A 17093-nucleotide genomic window follows, 5' to 3' on the forward strand; every position below is an offset into this window, starting at 1 on the left:
CTCCCCTCCGCTCCATTCTTGTTGGTTTATTTTAGCTTAACTTTTTGGTCGGGCGGTTTTTACAATACTACGCGGGCCCGGTCCCTGGTTCTCTAATTTTTGGGGGGTCGCGCTCCTTCCCCGGCCCCCCCACCGCCGATGAGGAAGGTCAGTGTCTTGCGATCAGGCAAAGCTGTCGCGCAGGCTGGTCGCGGTGCCGGTGAAGCGGCCACGCACCACACCGACGACCGCGCCGAGCACCAGCCAGAACACCAGATTGGTCACGGTCACCGCCACCACGAACTGGTGATGCAGCCCTTCCGGAATCGCCGTCTCGTAACTGCCGGGCTGCGGCGCACCGACAATATGCGGCGCGACGATCAAAAGGACGGCAAGGATCGCCAGCGGCAGCGACTTGCGGAACGCGATCAGGCCGAGACCGGCAGCGGTTGCCGCCACCGTTGCCCACCACCAGATCTGGCGCTGGGTGAGATCGGCGGCCGGCATGGCCGGCAGTTCCGGCGGCAGGCCGAGGCCAGGCGCCAGCGTGAACACGGCGAAGCCGGCCAGGCCCCAGAACACGCCCTGGCGCCAGCCACCGATGCCGCCGGCGAATTCGGAGACCGCGACCAGGATCAAGGCGAAGCCGATGCCGGTGACGATGTTGGCAAGCACGCTGAAGGCGAAACGCTCGAAACCGTCTGCCGGCGCCCAGCCTTCGTCTGCCGGAGCGGCTTCCGCCGCCGGGGCAGCAGAGCTCATGGCATCTCCCGCCGGTGCAGTTGTGCTCATGGCATTGCTATCCGTTGCGGCCGGAGCGGCATGGTCATGGTGATGCCCGCCGCCCGCCTGTTCGTAGACTTCCGCCTTCAGGATCAGCGGCACGGTGGCATAGGCCTGCAGGCAGGCGAGGACGACGCCGGCCACGAGCCCTGCGATCGCCGCGATGAACACGACGTTGCGAAACAGGTTCATGATGTCAGCCCCTCGTCAGTGGCAGGGAAACGCCATCGAATGGCGATAGTCGTGAGCCGCATTGTGGACCGCATCGATATGCGAGAAGCCGACAAAGCCCATCACGAAAACGCCGAGCAGCGCGGCAAGAGCGAGCTGCATGAATCGCGACTGCGAGGAGACGGAGGTGCCGAGGGAGACGGAAGCGGTAGTCATGTCTTGTCCTTTCGCCCTCCACCCGAGGGCATCGAAGTCAGTTTCCTGTCGCCGGCAGGTCTCCTGGCTCACGGATCAGCGTCCTTCCCCACCTTCCCGAAGAAAAAATCCTCAGTGGTTTATGGAGAGGACTACCGCACACAGTTGCGGGGGCAGCCACGGCATTGGGCGAAATTCGCCCTCACCGCATTCCCTCTTGGCTCCAAAATGGAACCGGCGACACCGGTGACTATAGGCAGAATCCTCGCTTCCGGCAAACCAAATTCCGCCGGTGACCATTGCGAATGCGCCATGAAGGTCAAAGTGATTTCGGCAGATAGCGCCACGTCACAAAGCCGCAGACCGCCGCCAGCAGACCGAGCGTGACGAACACCGAGCCCAGGCCGAAGAAGGCCAGCGCCACCGAATAGACCAGCGGCGGCGTCAGCTCGGAAAAATCGAGATAGGTGCGGTAGACCGCTGCCATCTGCGGTCTTTCATAGGAGCGCACCGAGCGCATGAAGGCGGTCGAGCCGAGTGCGTCGAGCGCAATGGCGAAGAAGGCACCACCAAGCAGGAAGGCGCCGGTGAGCAGCGGCACGGTTTCGCCGACGAAACCCGCCGCCAAAAGCGTGGCCGACATGGCGAAATAGGCAAACGTCATGGTCCTGCGGCCGCCGAAGCGTTTCCCCGCCTTGCCCCAGAAGATGGCCATGAACAGCAGCGCATTGCCGGCCGAAACCAGCAGGCCGCCGGCCAGCTTGCCCTCGCCGGTGATGACCATGAACAGCGGACCATAGACGAAGAACGTCGTCCAGAAACAGGAGCGCCCGAAGGCGATCAGCCAGGCCAGCCTAAGCCTGGGCTGCGCGACGAAGCGGCCGATATTGGCGAGCGGATTGACGGGGCGCGTCTTGCCCGGACGGATAGACTGGTTGTCGCCGAGGCGGTAGGTCCAGAACAGCGCCAGCAGGGCAAACGCGAACACCGCGACCGCACCATGCGCGGCATAGATGCCGAAGCGCGTGTAGAGGAAGATGCCGAGCGTCGGCCCACCGGTCCAGGCCAGCATCGACCACGCCATGCGCAGCGATTCGGCCTGCATGAAGTCGGTCTTGCGGATGTGGTCCATGATGTAGAGATTGAGCGTGATCGACAGCGCGCTGGCGCCCATCACCCGGCACAGCATGCCGGCCAGTTGCCCGGCAAGCGTGTCGGTGACGAAGAACAGCGAGCCGACGGCCAGCAGGCAGGCGCCCGCCGTGTAGACCCAGCGGCGGGCAAAACGGCGGATCAGCATCGGCATGAACAATGTCACCGACAGGCCGAGCATCGCCACGACTGTGTAGAGCATCGACACGATCTGCTCGTTGTGCAGGATCTCGTAGGCCTGGATCGGGATGACGCTCGACACCGTGGCGCGGGCGAAGGATTCGACCGCATAGAGCGACGCGAAGGTGCGCGCGTCCGCGGCCTTGAGAGCCGGCAGCCAGATCGGATGGCGCACATGGGTGGACATTGCTTTCCCCGAAGCAGATTCACCGGGTCAAATCTGACGTGGCGATCCCAGCGCCAATAAGAGGAAACCGACGCGCATCCGGCAAAAGCGAAGCCGGCCAAAGGCTTCCCTGCACTGGCCCAATGCCGCGGCTGATCCGGGTTGTCGGCAGAGTTGCCGGTCTTCTTTTGTCCCAGGCAACCGTGATAGTCCTCCAGCGGGGCTGAATCAGAATGCGAGACCATGAGCATCCAAACGCCGACCGCACCCGTTCCGGATCGACCAAAGCGCATCGTCGCCATCGACATCGTGCGCGGCATCGCGCTGATCGCCATGGCGAGCTACCATTTCACCTGGGATCTGGAGTTCTTCGGCTACACCGATCCCGGCCTGACCGCCTTCGGCTGGTGGAAGATCTACGCGCGTTGCATCGCTTCGACCTTCCTGTTCCTGGTCGGCGTCAGCCTGTACCTCGCCCATGGCCGACAAATCCGCTGGAACGGCTTCTGGAAGCGGTTCGCCATGGTCGCGGGAGCCGCGATCGCGATATCGGTCGTCACCCGTATCGCCACGCCGGATGGATTCATCTTCTTCGGCATCTTGCACGAGATCGCGCTGGCCAGCCTGCTCGGCCTCGCCTTTCTGCGGCTGCCGGCACTGCTGACGCTTGTCGTCGCCGCGCTCGTCATCGCGGCGCCTGTCTATCTGCGCCTCGAGGCGTTCGATCACCCATGGCTGTGGTGGGTAGGCCTGTCGGCGAACAATCCACGCTCCAACGACTACGTTCCGTTGTTTCCATGGTTCGGCGCCGTGCTTGCGGGCATCGCGGTGACGAAACTCGCCGCCGGTTCAGGCGTACTTGCCCGGCTTGCCGAATTGGCGCCCGGTCGCTGGGCCAACCCGCTGGTCTTTATCGGCCGGCACAGCCTGGCGTTCTACCTGATCCACCAGCCATTGCTGATCGGCTGCATGTGGCTGTTCTCGCAGATCATGCCGGCACAGGTCGAAACCCCGCAGGTGAATTTCCTCAAAACCTGCCAGCTGTCCTGCGAGCAGTCGCGCGACACCGAGTTCTGTACGAGCTACTGTGTCTGCATGCTCGATACGCTCGAGGGCGAGGCAACGCTTGATCGGCTCTACAACAACGATCAGACTGCGGAATGGAAGACGCATCTGTCCGATCTCGCCGGCATGTGTACCGCCAAGACCGACAGCAAGTTGATGGAGGAAGGGGTCAAATGACCGAGAACCAGCCTAAGCCGGGGCTCATACCGTGGCCGCCGCTGATCTACACCGCCGCCATCGCCATCAGCATCGCGCTGGGCCTGCTCTATCCCCTGCCCTGGATCGGTGACCTCCTGGGCGATATTCTTTTCGCCACCGGCTGGGTGGCGCTGTTTGCCGTCGCCGCGCTCTGGGTCACCGCGATCCGCACCATGGTCCGCGCCAAGACCACGCTGAACCCGAACGCTGTGCCCGATCACCTGGTCACCACGGGTCCCTTCGGCATCACCCGCAATCCGATGTATCTGGCCAACACCCTGCTGTTGATCGGCGTCGCCTTTGTCTCGGGCATCGTGTGGTTCCTGCCGCTCGCATTCATCGCCGCCTATGCCACGCAGAAAATGGCGATCGAAGGCGAGGAAAAGGTGCTGGCGGCAAAATTCGGCAAGAAGTACCGCGACTACGCCAAACGCGTGCGCCGCTGGATCTGAGCTGGCGCCCCTGGTTTCCATCGCGGAGAGGTTTGACAGGTGCACACTTCGGCGATTAGCCTAAGTCTTGCGAACTTCGTCATCCTAGGGCGAAGCAGGAGCGCAGCTCCGTCGCGGAGACCCTAGGATCCATGCCGTGACCTCGGTCGAGGAGTGCAGCGGAGCAAAGTTCTGCGCCGTCGCGGTGCATTGCAGTCATGGCATGGATCCTAGGGTCTGCGCCGCGTCGCTACGCTCCTTGCTCCGCCCTAGGATGACGAAGGAATAGACGTCTCCGCTAATTCCGAACGCTAACGCGCGACAGAATCCAGTCCGCTCAGGTATTCACGCCAAGCTCAACCAGCCGCTCCACACAAGATTCCTCGGCCTGGTCGAGTTCAGCCAGCGTCTCCTCGAGATCGCGGCGCTTCTGCCGGAGATCCTCGCGCTTTTCCTCGATGCGCTTGATCATCAGGTTGAGCTGGCCGACTTCGCCGGGCGGCTCCTTGTACATCTGGATGATTTCGCGGATTTCGTTGATCGAGAAGCCAAGCCTCTTGCCGCGCATGATCTGACGGATGAGGTGCCGGTCGGAGGGGCGAAACAGCCGCGTGCGGCCACGCCGCACCGGCTGCACCAGCCCTTCGTCCTCGTAAAAGCGAAGCGTCCGCGTCGACACGTCGAACTCGCGGGTCAACTCGGTGATCGAATAATATTCTCGCATTGCCACTCCCGCACGCCGAAACCAAGGGGCGATCGCCATGCCGGCGTCACCCTTATGTCTCGAACCAAAACCCGTGCCATGCCGGAATCGACATGGCGCCCCGCGCAAGCCTCGCACGGCATTTACGTAAAAGTCAATTAAGCCAAAAGGCGTGCCTTCAGGGCACACCGAACCACCACGTGGCAATGCCGAGAAATGCAAAGAAGCCGACGACGTCGGTAACCGTGGTGACAAAAACTGCCGAAGCGACCGCCGGATCGACCTTGAAACGATCGAGCAGCAGCGGGATCAGGATGCCGGCCAGGGCGGCCACGAACATGTTGATGATCATCGCCGCCGCGATGATGCCGCCCAGATTGGGGTCACGGAACCAGGCTGCCGCAACGATGCCGATCAGGATGGCGAAGACGATGCCGTTGATGAAGCCGACACCCATCTCGCGGCGAATGATGCGGCCGGCATTGTAGATGTCGAGATCCCTGGTCGCCAACGCCCGCACGGTGACGGTCATGGTTTGCGAGCCGGCATTGCCGCCCATGCCGGCGACGATCGGCATCAGCACCGCCAGTGCGACGATATGTTCGATCGTGCGGTCGAAAAGGCTGATCACCGACGCCGCCAGGAACGCGGTCAGAAGGTTGATCAGCAACCACGGAACGCGTGAGCGCGAGGTCGAAAAGATGCTGTCGGAAAGCTCCTCGTCGCCGACGCCGCCCATGCGCATCAAGTCTTCTTCGGCCTCCTGCTGTATGACGTCGACAACATCGTCGATGGTCAGAACGCCAACCAGCCGTTCGTTCTCGTCGACGACTGCGGCCGACAAAAGATCGTACTGCTCGAATTCCCGTGCAGCCTCTTCCTGGTCCATGGTGGCCGGAATGGCGTGCCGCGTCTCGTGCATCACTTCCTCGACCTTGACCGAACGCTTGGTGCGCAGGATCTGGTCGAGGTCGATGGCGCCGAGCAGCTTGAAGCTCGGATCGATGACGAAGATCTGGCTGAAGCGCTCGGGCAGATTCTGGTCGTCGCGCATGTAGTCGATGGTCTGGCCGATCGTCCAGAACGGCGGCACCGCGACGAACTCGGTCTGCATGCGGCGGCCGGCCGTCTCTTCGGGATAGTCGAGCGAGCGGCGCAGCCTGATCCGCTCGGTGAACGGCAGCTGCGACAGGATCTCGTCCTGATCCTCCTTCTCGAGGTCTTCGAGAATGTAGACGGCGTCGTCGGAATCGAGCTCCTGTACCGCCTGCGCGATCTGCGCATTGGGCAGACTGTCGACGATCTCCATACGGATCGCCTCGTCGACCTCGGTCAGCGAGGAGAAGTCGAAATCGGCGCCCAGGAGCTCGACCAGCGCGTGGCGCTGTTCGGGATGCAGCGCCTCGAGCAGGTCGCCGAGTTCCGACTGGTGCAGGTCGTCGACTTCATGCTTGAGGGTCAGCGTGTCGCGGTCGGCGATCGCCGCGCCAATCCGCGCCAGGAAGGACGAAAGCACGGCGCCGTCCTCGCCATAGATGTCGGCGTGGTGCTCCTCGGCGGCCCTGGCGCCAATCGTCCGTTCGTGCTCGCCTTCCACCAGCGCCTCCCGCCACAAGAATCCCGGAAAAGGTGCAAATCAGGTCTAGAGCATCGGACCCAAAGGGGAAACCGGTTTTGGGAGAATCCGACGCTCAAAAAGAAAGTGGCGTAAAGCGCGGGAATATCAAACGAAATGCGCCCGGCCCGCAGCGGGCGGAGCTTGCACAATCGGGATCTGGGAAGGAAAATGGTGCGGTCGAGAAGACTCGAACTTCCACGGGTTGCCCCACAGCGACCTCAACGCTGCGCGTCTACCAATTCCGCCACGACCGCACGTGGTAGAGCCGGAACCGACCGGCTCGCGGCGTGTAGCAAATCGTTTCCGGCGAAACAAGTGCACGGCAAGCAATAATGTCAGGCGATTGGCATAATGCTCCACAGGGTCCGAACGCAGCGCCGGAACTGGACGTTTGCGCCTGATATCGCCATATGGAAGGCAAGTTGATGTCACCCAAAGGTGCGAGGCGGTTTTGGGACGCGACATGCATAAGCGAAAAGACGATACGCCATGCCCGAACGCAGCCAGATCGCCACGTCGTTCCTGCCGCTCCCCGGTTCAGCACCGGTCGAATGGCTGATCGAGCCCGGCCTTACCGCCTATCCCGAAGCACTTGCCTTCATGGAGGCGCGCGCCGAGGCGATCCGCAGCGGCGCTGCCGGCGAAATGGTCTGGCTGGTCGAACACCCGCCGCTCTACACGGCCGGCACCAGCGCTCGCGGCGAGGATCTGATCGACGCCAGCCGCTTCCCGGTATTTGCGGCCGGCCGCGGCGGCGAATACACCTATCATGGGCCGGGCCAGCGGGTCGCCTATGTCATGCTTGATCTGAAGCGGCGGCGTGAGGACGTCCGCGCCTTCGTCGCGGCGCTCGAACAGTGGATCATCGGCACGCTCGCCGCCTTCAACGTGCAGGGCGAACGCCGCGAGGACCGGGTCGGCGTCTGGGTCGTGCGGCCGGATCGCCCTGCCCTGCCGGACGGCTCGCCGGCCGAGGACAAGATCGCGGCCATAGGCATCCGGCTGCGGCGCTGGGTGAGTTTTCATGGCATCGCCATCAATGTCGAGCCCGATCTCGACCATTTCAGCGGCATCGTGCCTTGCGGCGTGCAGGACCACGGCGTCACCAGCCTCGTCGACCTAGGCCTTCCCCTGGGAATGGCCGACCTTGATCTCGCGTTGAAATCCGCCTTCGAGGATGTGTTCGGTCCCGCCACGGTCTTGCCTGTCGAAGCCGAGCGCAAGGCGGGCTGATCCTTCCGGATCCGGTACGGCTCAAATCAGTTGGGCGGAGGCCCACAACACGCCATAGCCATGGATGGCGAACACCGCCAGCAACGCCGCGGCCATGGCGAGGCGGTCGATGGTGCGGATCGGCTTCAGCTCGTAACGCGGCTTGACCCCGCTGCTCATCGTCAGCAGGCTGAGGATCGAAAACACCGCTCCCGTCGCGAGCAGGAAATTGGAGGAAAAGCCGGCCTGCCAACCGACAGCCAGGAAAGCCGAGAGCAGGAAGAAGGAAGCCAGCGCCAGTGCGACCGGTCCCGGACAGATCTGGCGCAGCACCTGACCGCCGTCGAACTTCCACACCGGCACCAGATTGGCGATGTTGAACAGTGCGGCGAAGCCCGCCAGGGTCGCCAGCAGGGCCGCCGCCAGCCGGTGGCCTTCCGCGCCGGCAAAGGTGCTGGCAGCGATCACAACCGGCACCAGGAATGCGGAGAAGCCGGCGCCCATCAGCGCCACGAAAGCCACCTCGAAACGGCTGTCATAGGGCCGCCCGCCAATGGCGATGCCGCCGAGCAGCGGAATGAAGATCATCCGTGCCCGGTTGTGGCCCATAAGCCGGAACGCCGCCATATGGCCAAGCTCATGCAGGGCGACCACCGATGTGAGGATCGCGGCCAGTGCCAGACCGCCGAAGTGAAGGCCGAAGAATGGCCACAGGATCAGCGCCGAAAGCCCGGCAAAGCCAACCTGGCTGAGCGGATGCTCGAACCAACCGCCCTTGCGATACTGCCCGGTCCGCGCCCAGCGCTGCAGCTTGGAGAGTTCGCGGCGCAGGGCGAAATAGCGGAACACCAGGAAGGCGACGCCGCGATAGCGATCCGTCTGGCTGAGCGTCACCCGCGTGCCGTTGCCCTCGGAAACGAGTTCGGCGGTTTCGGAAAAGTCCTTCCAGAACGAAGCATCGAGCGCGGTGTCCTCGATGACACGCATCGAGAAGCTGATACCTTCGACGACGTCTTCAAACCGCGACTTGCGTTCGATCGGCTTGCCGTCGCGACCTTCCCACGACAGCGTGATGCGGGCCACGCCCTCGCCGTCCGGCGCCTCGGCGGAAAGGATCTCACCGGACCAGCCGGCATCGCTGCCGAGCGGCCACAGCGCCTGCCAGAGGCGCTGGCGGTCCATCGCCACCAGACGGGTCAGCCGCACCGTGCGCAAACCAAGCGGCGCGGTCATCAACAGAAAGATCAACCCGAGATTGCTGGCCACCAGAATGGCCGTGACGATGGGCGACACGCGACGCTGCTCCCTGTCTTTCAGGCACCCTAACGTCGCGGCGGCAAGAAAAGCTTAACGGCGGAACGGCCTTCCACCGCGTAGGACCCGCGGCGGCGAACGCCGCCAAATCACATGGCTCCGATCCAGATCGCCATGGAAACAAGGAACGTGCTCATGCAAACCAGTGAGATGACATCCTGAACCAGATCGGTCATAACTCTCTCCTGTTGTTGATATGTTCGCATTTTGTTCTAATTTTGTTTCAAAGTCAACGGGCACGATCCGCCCGCGCCCGGAATTTCCGGGCGATCAAATCGGCAGGGTTAAGAAAGGGTTGATGGGCGAGCGACGGTGCTACGTGGGCTGACCGAAGCCTTTGCGATTAGCCAATACATCCATCGCATCGTCATCCTAGGGCGGAGCAAGGAGCGGAGCGACGCGCGCAGACCCTAGGATCCATGCCGTGACCCAGGGGCGATGCTACGGTGCAGAATTATCGCTCTGATAGAGGTCGCATATCCTCGACCCCTGCATTTGTCTCGAAAGTAACGGCATGGATCCTAGGGTCTACGCTCCGCTCCGCGGAGCTTCGCCCTAGGATGACGACATCAGAGACTAAAGCGGCACCACTTTGCCGTCGGCCAGGGTGACGCGCCGGTCCATGCGCGATGCCAATTCGTGATTGTGGGTGGCAATCAGCGCCGCGAGGCCCGATTGCTTGACCAGCGCCGCCAGCGCCTCGAACACATAAGACGCGGTGACCGGGTCGAGATTGCCGGTCGGCTCGTCGGCCAGCAGCACCAGCGGCGCATTGGCGACCGCACGCGCGATGGCGACGCGCTGCTGTTCGCCGCCGGAGAGTTCGGACGGCCGGTGCGACGCGCGCTTGCCGATCTGCATGTAATCGAGCAGCTGCGCCGCGCGCTCGGCCGCGTCCTTGCGGCTGAGCCCCTTGATGAGCTGCGGCATCATGATGTTTTCCAGCGCCGAGAATTCCGGCAGCAGATGATGGAACTGGTAGACGAAGCCGACATCGTTGCGGCGGATCGCCGTGCGCTCGTCATCGGAGAGCCGCCCGCAGGCACGGCCGGCCAGGATGACGTCGCCGGCGTCGGGACGCTCCAGCAAGCCGGCAGTGTGCAGCAGGGTCGACTTGCCGGTGCCCGACGGCGCCACCAGCGCCACCATCTCGCCGCGCTTCAGCGAGAAATCGGCACCGTTCAGGATGGTGAGCTTGCGCGGCCCCTGGACATAGTGCCGCTCGACGCTCTTCAGCTCGATAATGACCTCGGCCACTATTCGTACCTCAAGGCTTCGACCGGATCGAGACGCGCGGCGCGCCATGCCGGAAACACGGTTGCCAGGAAGGACAGGCCGAGCGCCATCAGGACGACATAGGTCGTCTCGCGCGGATCCATCTTCGCCGGCAACTGGCTGAGGAAATAGAGCTCCGGATTGAACAGCACCTTGCCGGTCATCCATGAGAAGAACTGGCGGATGGACTCGATGTTGGTGCAGATCAGCACGCCGAGCAGCACACCGGCAAGCGTGCCGGTCACGCCGATCGCCGCACCCGTCATCAGGAAGATGCGCAGGATGGCGCCGCGCGACGCCCCCATGGTGCGCAGGATGGCGATGTCGTGCCCCTTGTCCTTCACCAGCATGATCAGGCCGGAGATGATGTTCAGCGCCGCCACCAGCACGATCAGCGTCAGGATCATGAACATGACGTTGCGCTCGACCTGCAGCGCGGAGAAGAAGGTCTCGTTGCGCTGACGCCAATCGACCATGTCGATCGGCCGCTGCGCCGCCGCCTCCACCTTCGGTTTCAGCGCATCGACATCGTCTGGATTGTCGACATAGATCTCGATCGTTTGCGCCCGCCCGTCCATGTTGAAATAGAGCTGCGCTTCCGAGAACGGCATGTAGACGATGGAGGTGTCATATTCGGACATGCCGACTTCGAAGATCGCCGCGATCTTGTAGCCCTTCATGCGCGGCGTGGTGCCGATCGGCGTCACGTCGCCGTCGGGCGAAATCAAGGTGATGGTATCGCCAAGCGTCAGGCCGAGATTCTCCGCCATGCGCTTGCCGATGGCAACGCCGTCGCCAGAGTCGAAATCGGCGATCGAGCCCTGCTTGATGTTGCTGGCAACGATGGCGATCTTGCTCAGATCCTCGCCGCGTATGCCGCGCACCAGCGCTCCGGTTCCGCCGCCGACATTGCCTTGCGCAAGCACCTGGCCATCGATCAGCGGGATGGCGTATTTAACGCCTGCTACACCGTTGATGCGGCTGGCGACCTGCGCATAGTCCTCCAGCGGCGAATCGAGCGGCTGCACGATCAGATGGCCGTTGACGCCGAGAATGCGCGTCAAAAGCTCCGCCCTGAAACCGTTCATCACCGCCATGACCACGATCAGCGTGGCGACGCCCAGCATGATGCCGAGGAACGAGATCGAGGCGATCACCGAGATCACCGTCTCCTTGCGCCGCGAACGCAGATAGCGCCAGGCGACCATGCGCTCGAAGATGGAAAAGGGTCCGGCGCCGACCGGTCTTGCCGCCACCGCCTCGTTCATGCGGCGACACCGAAGCGCTTCTTCGCGTCTGCGATCGGCAGCGTCTCGCGCTCGCCGGTCTTGCGATTCTTGATCTCGATCTCGCCGGCTGCGACACCACGCGGCCCGACGATCACTTGCCAGGGCAGGCCGATCAGGTCGGCGGTGGCGAACTTGCCGCCGGGCCTCTGGTCGGTGTCGTCGTAGAGCACGTCCTTGCCGGCGGCGACGAAAGCGGCATGCAGCTCGTCGCAGACGCGGTCGCACTCGGCGTCGCCCGCTTTCATGTTGATCAGCCCGATGTCGAACGGAGCCACCGCCTCCGGCCAGATGATGCCGTTGTCGTCATGGCTGGCTTCGATGATCGCCGCGACCAGCCGCGACGGACCGATGCCGTAGGAGCCGCCGGAGACGAAATGATCCTTGCCGTCGGGCCCGGTCACCTTGGCGCCCATCGGCTTCGAATATTTGTCGCCGAAATGGAAGATGTGGCCTACCTCGATGCCGCGCGCCGAAACCTTGTCGCTCTCGCCGATCTTCTCCCACGCCGCCTCGTCGTGCATCTCGTCGGTGGCTGCGTAGGGTGTCGTCCAAGTCTTGACTATATCGCCGATCTCGGCGGCATTGGCGAAGTCGGTCTTCTCTCCGGGCACATCCAGCGAAAGATAGTCGCGGTGGCAATAGACCTGGCTCTCGCCGGTGTCGGCCAGGATGATGAATTCATGGCTGAGATCGCCGCCGATCGGCCCGGTGTCGGCCCGCATCGGTATCGCCTGCAGCCCCATGCGCGTAAAAGTCCGGAGATAGGATACGAACATCCTGTTGTAGGCCGCCCTGGCGCCCTCGAAGTCGAGGTCGAAGGAATAGGCGTCCTTCATCAGGAACTCGCGCGAACGCATGACGCCGAAACGCGGCCGCACTTCGTCGCGGAACTTCCACTGGATGTGGTAGAGATTGAGCGGCAGGTCCTTGTAGGACTTCACATAGGCGCGGACGATCTCGGTGACCACTTCCTCATTGGTCGGGCCGTAGAGCATGTCGCGGTCCTGCCGGTCCTTGATGCGCAGCATCTCCTTGCCATAGTCGTCATAGCGGCCGCTTTCGCGCCACAGATCGGCCGACTGGATGGTCGGCATCAGGATTTCCAGCGCACCGGCGCGGTTCTGCTCCTCGCGAATGATGCGGCAGACCTTGTCCAGCACCCGCTTGCCGAGCGGCAGCCACGAGAAACTGCCCTGTCCCTGCTGGCGGATCATGCCGGCACGCAGCATCAGCCGGTGCGAGACGATCTCGGCCTCGCGCGGGTTTTCTTTGAGGATCGGCAGGAAATAGCGCGACAAACGCATGGACAGGTCCGTGAGTGAGGAGGGCCGCGTCAGAATCGGCGCGACTTTGGCTTGCTTGACCCGGCTTCATAGCCATTTCAAGGCGGAATGGGAACCCGGACGCTTCGGCCCGAAAAGCGGCAATCGATTTCAGAAAGCACGGGATAGCCGGGATCAGAAGCGTCGCACCGTCCTTCGCCCGCCCAGAAGACCCACGGCGCTGCAAGGCCTCCCGGTCACCGCGCGCGTCTTGATGATCGTTCGCCAAGCAACGCCTGCCACACTATTGTGCAGTGCAGCACGAGAATGCCCGTTTCAAGGCAAAATTCTTCGTGACATTTTCATTCGCCTTAGGCTAATGTACCTCGATAACCGAGAGGGTAGAAAAAAATCTGCTCTCCTACGCGGTCAAAGTCTTGGGAGGATGCGATCTAGGCGCGGTTACTCGCTGCCGCCGGAAACCGGAAACAGATCGGACGCGTTTAAATTGCAAGGCCTCGTGCCTTGCATTTTTTTTGTGCAATCATCTGCTTAGCGCAACGCGTTGCCAAACCACCTTACCCAGCGTCAGCGCTCGTCCGGCCGCAAAACGGCACGGCATTCCTGTCTGGAACCAAGCTGTTCCGAAGGATGAAAACGTCTTTGCCGGACAAATCTTCTTGGGCCGGGGCCGGCTATTTGGCTAAGGTTTGGCTGAATTCCGGCACGATGTGCGGGATGTCGTTGAGGCTGTATCCAAGCCCATGCGTCAGGCCATAGAAAATGCCCATCAGGATCGCGGTGGCGATGGTGGTGCGGATCACGGCGCGCAGCATGTGGGGACCGCGCGGCGCGCTCGGAACCGTGCCCAGCGTCACGTCACGATCGTCGTCCTGCGTCCTCACGCTGAACGGCAGCACGGCGAACAGCACCACCCACCAGGTCGCGAAAAACAAGGCGGTGAACGAAACCCAGCTCATGATTGCTCCAGTTCGATCAGCGTTCCGAAAAAATCCTTCGGATGCAGGAACAGCACCGGCTTGCCGTGCGCGCCGATCTTCGGACTGCCGTCGCCCAGCACGCGGGCGCCGGCGGCCTTGAGCTGATCGCGCGCGGCCAGGATGTCGTCGACCTCATAGCAAAGGTGATGCATGCCGCCGGAAGGGTTCTTCTCCAGGAAGGCGGCGATCGGCGACCCCTCGCCCAATGGCTCCAGAAGTTCGACCTTGGTGTTGCCGACATTGACGAACACCACCGTGACGCCATGCTCCGGCAGCGCCTGCGGCGCCGTCACTTCGGCACCCAGCGTGTTGCGATAGGCGGCGACGGCGGCCGCCAGATCCGGCACGGCAAGCGCGACATGGTTCAGACGTCCGAGCATTGGCACTCCCAAGTAGGGGAGTAGGGGAATACGGGAGTAGGGGAAAAGACAGATATGTCAGCTGTTTGCTCTTCCTACTCCCCTACTCCCATACTCCCTCTCGTCATCTTGTGACGAATACAGTCACCAGCGGCTTCTTACCCCAGGCTTCGTTGGCGGCGCCGCGCACGGCGCGCCGCACTGCTTCCTGCACCAGGTCGAGGTCTTTTCGGCGCTGACGGGGGATGGAGTCCACCGCGCCGATTGCCGCATCGATCATCAGATCTTCCAGCGACTCGCCACGGCCATCGGCCTCGGCGACGCCGATGGCGACTAGGTCGGGGTCGCCGGCAAGCTCATATTTGTCGTCCAGGACGACATTGACCGCCACATGGCCGGCAAAGGACAGCTTGCGCCGGTCGCGGATGCCCATCGCCTGATCGGTGCCGATCAGTCTGCCATCCTTGTAGATACGGCCGAACGGCACCTGATCCATGATGGTGGCTGGGCCGGGAGCAAGCCTGAGCATGTCGCCGTCGCGCACCTGCGCCACCTGGCCGATGCCCGATGTCGACATCAGCGAGCCCTGCGCCACCAGATGTGCCGCCTCGCCATGCACGGGAACGCCGATCTGCGGGCGCACCCATTCATACATCTTGCGCAATTCGCTGCGCCGCGGATGGCCGGAGACATGCACCAGTGCATCGCCGTCCTCGATGATCTTGACGCCGAGGTCGATGAGGCGGTTCTTGATCTCGAGGATCGCCTTCTCGTTGCCGGGAATGGTACGCGAGGAAAACACCACCGTGTCGCCCGCCGTCAGTGACACCGACTTCATCTCTTCGCGCGACAGCTTGGCCAGTGCGGCCAGCGGCTCGCCCTGGCTGCCGGTGCAGATGATGACCAGGTTCTCGCGCGGGATGAAACCAAAATCCTCCTCGGCGATGAACTCCGGCAGACCGTCCATGTAGCCGAGTTCGCCGGCCACATCGATGACCCGCTTCAGCGAACGGCCAAGCACCAGGCACTGGCGTCCGGCATCGCGCGCCGCTTTGGCGATCGAGACGATGCGTCCGACATTGGAGGAGAATGTGGTGACGGCGACACGGCCCTTGGCAGCCTGGATGACGCCCTTGAGGCCCTCGCCCACAGCCACTTCCGAAGGCGACTCACCTTCGCGCAGCGCATTGGTCGAATCGCAGATCAGCGCCAGAACGCCCTTGTCGCCATAAGCCCGGAAACGCGCCTCGTCGGTCTTCGGCCCGATCGTCGGCTCCGGATCGATCTTCCAGTCACCGGTATGGATGACGGTGCCGGCCGGCGAGGTAATCGCCAGCGACATCGGCTCGGGAATCGAGTGCGCGACCGGAATGGCTTCGATCTCGAACGGGCCGACGGTGAATTTCTCGCCCGCCCGGTAGATCGTCACCGGTATTTTCGGCGCGCCCTGCTCGCCTTGCCGCTTGGCTTCCAGCAGGCCGGCGCTGAACGGCGTCATCCAGACCGGCGCCTTCAGCTTCGGCCATGTGTCGAGCAGCGCGCCATAATGGTCTTCATGCGCATGCGTGATGATGATGCCGCGCAGATTGGCGAGGTTCTCCTCGATGAAGCGCGTGTCGGGCAGCACAAGGTCGACGCCCGGCAGGCTGGCATCGGGGAAGGTCACCCCGACATCGATGACGATCCATTCGCGCGCATTGGGCGGCCCGTAGCCGTAAAGAGCGAAGTTCATGCCGATCTCGCCGACGCCGCCGAGCGGCACGAAGACGAGTTCGGCGGTTTCCGCTTTCGCCATGATTTTTCCCTTCCTGGCCCTCAGGCCAAGCCTAAAAAGCAATTCCGGGAAAAGTGTGTAACGGTTTTCCCACCGGAGTTGCGCAAAAACAAACAGTTAGAACCGTTCATGAACGGCCCTATGCCCTGGCCGAAGCGACCGCGCCGAAATGCACATCGCCGGCGGCGATCGTCCGAACCGAACCTTCATCGTCGCGGATCACGAAACGGCAGTCCTCGTCAATGGTCTCAAACACCCCACGCACCACATTACCGTCAATTCTGACAGCAACTTCGCCGCCGAGCCCCGCGGCACGATCAAGCCAGCGTCGCCTGACGGCGGCAAGTCCGCGCCCCTCGTCCCACAATCGGGCATTCTCGCTCCATGCATCCGACAGCGCCAGGAACAGTGTTTCCGCATCACATGCCGCGCCCAGCGCGCTGAGTGATGTTGCGGGATAGGGCAAATCCTCGGGGTATGCCACCACATTGACGCCTATGCCGACCGCCACCGCGAAACGGCCGCCATCCAGGATTGCCGATTCCAGCAGGATGCCGGCCAGCTTGGCGCCGGAGGCAAGCACGTCGTTCGGCCATTTGAGTTCGAAACGGTTCTTTCCTTCGCTGCCACCGTCGAGGCCGATGGCGATCCGGCCCTTCGGCACCACGGCGTCGAGCGCATCGGCCAGCGCCAGTCCGGCGACGAAGCCCAGCGTCGCGGCAAGGCGAAGCTCCGCCTTGGTGATGACGAGAAGCGTCGCCGCGAGGTTGCCTTCGGGGGTCGCCCAGACGCGGCCGCGCCGGCCACGCCCGCTTTCCTGCTTCTTGGAAACGACCCACAATCTGCCGGGGTCGCCTGCCCTTGCGTGGTCCAGTGCCAGCGCATTGGTGGAGCCGACGCTCTCATGCGCCTCGAGCCGGAACCCTTCCGACGCCGAGGTTGGAGCCAGCCGAAATGCCATGCCGA

The 17093-nt window shown here is 63.0% G+C and carries 16 protein-coding genes, 1 tRNA gene and 1 riboswitch; of the genes, 3 read left to right on the forward strand and 14 right to left on the reverse strand.

Features of this window, described 5'->3' with window-relative positions:
* Positions 1-162 precede the first annotated feature (162 nt).
* The 3 genes from NKJ67_RS32440 to NKJ67_RS32450 all read right to left on the reverse strand — a co-directional run bounded on the left by NKJ67_RS32440 (position 163) and on the right by NKJ67_RS32450 (position 2647).
* Positions 163-954: a CbtA family protein gene (locus NKJ67_RS32440; protein ID WP_128308479.1), complete on the reverse strand. Its 792-nt coding sequence runs from the start codon at positions 952-954 to the stop codon at positions 163-165.
* A 15-nt stretch (positions 955-969) separates the two neighbouring features.
* Positions 970-1149, reverse strand: a complete 180-nt coding sequence (locus tag NKJ67_RS32445) for a CbtB domain-containing protein (protein ID WP_127267996.1) — start codon at positions 1147-1149, stop codon at positions 970-972.
* A 36-nt stretch (positions 1150-1185) separates the two neighbouring features.
* A riboswitch (cobalamin riboswitch) is annotated at positions 1186-1382 on the reverse strand.
* Between the two features lie 65 nt (positions 1383-1447).
* Positions 1448-2647: an MFS transporter gene (locus tag NKJ67_RS32450; RefSeq protein ID WP_352585407.1), complete on the reverse strand. Its 1200-nt coding sequence runs from the start codon at positions 2645-2647 to the stop codon at positions 1448-1450.
* 222 nt (positions 2648-2869) lie between these two features.
* Here NKJ67_RS32450 and NKJ67_RS32455 point away from each other — a divergent pair, with 222 nt between their 5' ends.
* Both NKJ67_RS32455 and NKJ67_RS32460 read left to right on the forward strand, forming a co-directional pair.
* Positions 2870-3868, forward strand: a complete 999-nt coding sequence (locus tag NKJ67_RS32455) for a heparan-alpha-glucosaminide N-acetyltransferase (RefSeq protein WP_127267998.1) — start codon at positions 2870-2872, stop codon at positions 3866-3868.
* Entirely contained in the window at positions 3865-4341 is a 477-nt protein-coding gene (locus tag NKJ67_RS32460; protein ID WP_127267999.1) for a methyltransferase family protein, read from the forward strand. The genes NKJ67_RS32455 and NKJ67_RS32460 overlap by 4 nt, the downstream gene beginning before the upstream one ends.
* A gap of 316 nt (positions 4342-4657) precedes the next feature.
* Here NKJ67_RS32460 and NKJ67_RS32465 read toward each other — a convergent pair whose 3' ends face one another.
* The 3 genes from NKJ67_RS32465 to NKJ67_RS32475 all read right to left on the reverse strand — a co-directional run bounded on the left by NKJ67_RS32465 (position 4658) and on the right by NKJ67_RS32475 (position 6895).
* On the reverse strand, positions 4658-5044 hold the full coding sequence (locus tag NKJ67_RS32465) for a MerR family transcriptional regulator (RefSeq protein ID WP_023685221.1): 387 nt from the start codon (positions 5042-5044) through the stop codon (positions 4658-4660).
* 157 nt (positions 5045-5201) lie between these two features.
* A complete protein-coding gene (gene mgtE, locus NKJ67_RS32470) occupies positions 5202-6620 on the reverse strand; it encodes a magnesium transporter (protein ID WP_127382185.1) in 1419 nt (472 codons plus the stop codon).
* 190 nt (positions 6621-6810) lie between these two features.
* Positions 6811-6895 (reverse strand) — tRNA-Leu (locus NKJ67_RS32475).
* 235 nt (positions 6896-7130) lie between these two features.
* Here NKJ67_RS32475 and lipB point away from each other — a divergent pair.
* Positions 7131-7874: a lipoyl(octanoyl) transferase LipB gene (lipB, locus tag NKJ67_RS32480; protein ID WP_128308481.1), complete on the forward strand. Its 744-nt coding sequence runs from the start codon at positions 7131-7133 to the stop codon at positions 7872-7874.
* Positions 7875-7895: 21 nt separating this feature from the next.
* On the opposite strand, the gene NKJ67_RS32485 is transcribed toward lipB, so the two are convergent.
* The 8 genes from NKJ67_RS32485 to NKJ67_RS32520 all read right to left on the reverse strand — a co-directional run bounded on the left by NKJ67_RS32485 (position 7896) and on the right by NKJ67_RS32520 (position 17088).
* Positions 7896-9146 carry a site-2 protease family protein gene (locus NKJ67_RS32485; protein ID WP_352585411.1) on the reverse strand — a complete coding sequence of 417 codons (1251 nt, stop codon included), beginning with the start codon at positions 9144-9146 and terminating at the stop codon, positions 7896-7898.
* Between the two features lie 597 nt (positions 9147-9743).
* Positions 9744-10427, reverse strand: a complete 684-nt coding sequence (locus NKJ67_RS32490; RefSeq protein WP_174800360.1) for an ABC transporter ATP-binding protein — start codon at positions 10425-10427, stop codon at positions 9744-9746.
* Positions 10424-11710 (reverse strand): lipoprotein-releasing ABC transporter permease subunit, encoded by a 1287-nt coding sequence (locus tag NKJ67_RS32495; RefSeq protein ID WP_352585413.1) that lies wholly within the window; start codon positions 11708-11710, stop codon positions 10424-10426. The genes NKJ67_RS32490 and NKJ67_RS32495 overlap by 4 nt, the downstream gene beginning before the upstream one ends.
* A complete protein-coding gene (gene proS / locus NKJ67_RS32500) occupies positions 11707-13035 on the reverse strand; it encodes a proline--tRNA ligase (protein ID WP_256747669.1) in 1329 nt (442 codons plus the stop codon). Before proS ends, NKJ67_RS32495 begins: the two co-directional genes overlap by 4 nt.
* Positions 13036-13688: 653 nt before the next feature.
* A complete protein-coding gene (locus NKJ67_RS32505) occupies positions 13689-13973 on the reverse strand; it encodes a DUF1467 family protein (RefSeq protein WP_127267197.1) in 285 nt (94 codons plus the stop codon).
* Positions 13970-14374 carry a methylmalonyl-CoA epimerase gene (mce, locus tag NKJ67_RS32510; RefSeq protein WP_128289023.1) on the reverse strand — a complete coding sequence of 135 codons (405 nt, stop codon included), beginning with the start codon at positions 14372-14374 and terminating at the stop codon, positions 13970-13972. Before mce ends, NKJ67_RS32505 begins: the two co-directional genes overlap by 4 nt.
* Before the next feature lie 103 nt (positions 14375-14477).
* Positions 14478-16148 (reverse strand): ribonuclease J, encoded by a 1671-nt coding sequence (locus NKJ67_RS32515; protein WP_127267199.1) that lies wholly within the window; start codon positions 16146-16148, stop codon positions 14478-14480.
* Between the two features lie 118 nt (positions 16149-16266).
* Positions 16267-17088 carry a biotin--[acetyl-CoA-carboxylase] ligase gene (locus NKJ67_RS32520; RefSeq protein WP_352585416.1) on the reverse strand — a complete coding sequence of 274 codons (822 nt, stop codon included), beginning with the start codon at positions 17086-17088 and terminating at the stop codon, positions 16267-16269.
* Positions 17089-17093 lie beyond the last annotated feature (5 nt).

Source organism: Mesorhizobium sp. M0088, assembly GCF_040322895.1.
In the GTDB taxonomy this organism is placed as follows: Bacteria; Pseudomonadota; Alphaproteobacteria; order Rhizobiales; family Rhizobiaceae; genus Mesorhizobium.

Bases quoted from the DNA above. Each gene is read 5' to 3' on its own strand.
- NKJ67_RS32440 (WP_128308479.1), bottom strand. From the start codon at position 954: ATGAACCTGTTTCGCAACGTCGTGTTCATCGCGGCGATCGCAGGGCTC.
- NKJ67_RS32445 (WP_127267996.1), bottom strand. From the start codon at position 1,149: ATGACTACCGCTTCCGTCTCCCTCGGCACCTCCGTCTCCTCGCAGTCG.
- NKJ67_RS32450 (WP_352585407.1), bottom strand. From the start codon at position 2,647: ATGTCCACCCATGTGCGCCATCCGATCTGGCTGCCGGCTCTCAAGGCC.
- NKJ67_RS32455 (WP_127267998.1), top strand. From the start codon at position 2,870: ATGAGCATCCAAACGCCGACCGCACCCGTTCCGGATCGACCAAAGCGC.
- NKJ67_RS32460 (WP_127267999.1), top strand. From the start codon at position 3,865: ATGACCGAGAACCAGCCTAAGCCGGGGCTCATACCGTGGCCGCCGCTG.
- NKJ67_RS32465 (WP_023685221.1), bottom strand. From the start codon at position 5,044: ATGCGAGAATATTATTCGATCACCGAGTTGACCCGCGAGTTCGACGTG.
- lipB (WP_128308481.1), top strand. From the start codon at position 7,131: ATGCCCGAACGCAGCCAGATCGCCACGTCGTTCCTGCCGCTCCCCGGT.
- NKJ67_RS32495 (WP_352585413.1), bottom strand. From the start codon at position 11,710: ATGAACGAGGCGGTGGCGGCAAGACCGGTCGGCGCCGGACCCTTTTCC.
- proS (WP_256747669.1), bottom strand. From the start codon at position 13,035: ATGCGTTTGTCGCGCTATTTCCTGCCGATCCTCAAAGAAAACCCGCGC.
- NKJ67_RS32505 (WP_127267197.1), bottom strand. From the start codon at position 13,973: ATGAGCTGGGTTTCGTTCACCGCCTTGTTTTTCGCGACCTGGTGGGTG.
- mce (WP_128289023.1), bottom strand. From the start codon at position 14,374: ATGCTCGGACGTCTGAACCATGTCGCGCTTGCCGTGCCGGATCTGGCG.
- NKJ67_RS32515 (WP_127267199.1), bottom strand. From the start codon at position 16,148: ATGGCGAAAGCGGAAACCGCCGAACTCGTCTTCGTGCCGCTCGGCGGC.
- NKJ67_RS32520 (WP_352585416.1), bottom strand. From the start codon at position 17,088: ATGGCATTTCGGCTGGCTCCAACCTCGGCGTCGGAAGGGTTCCGGCTC.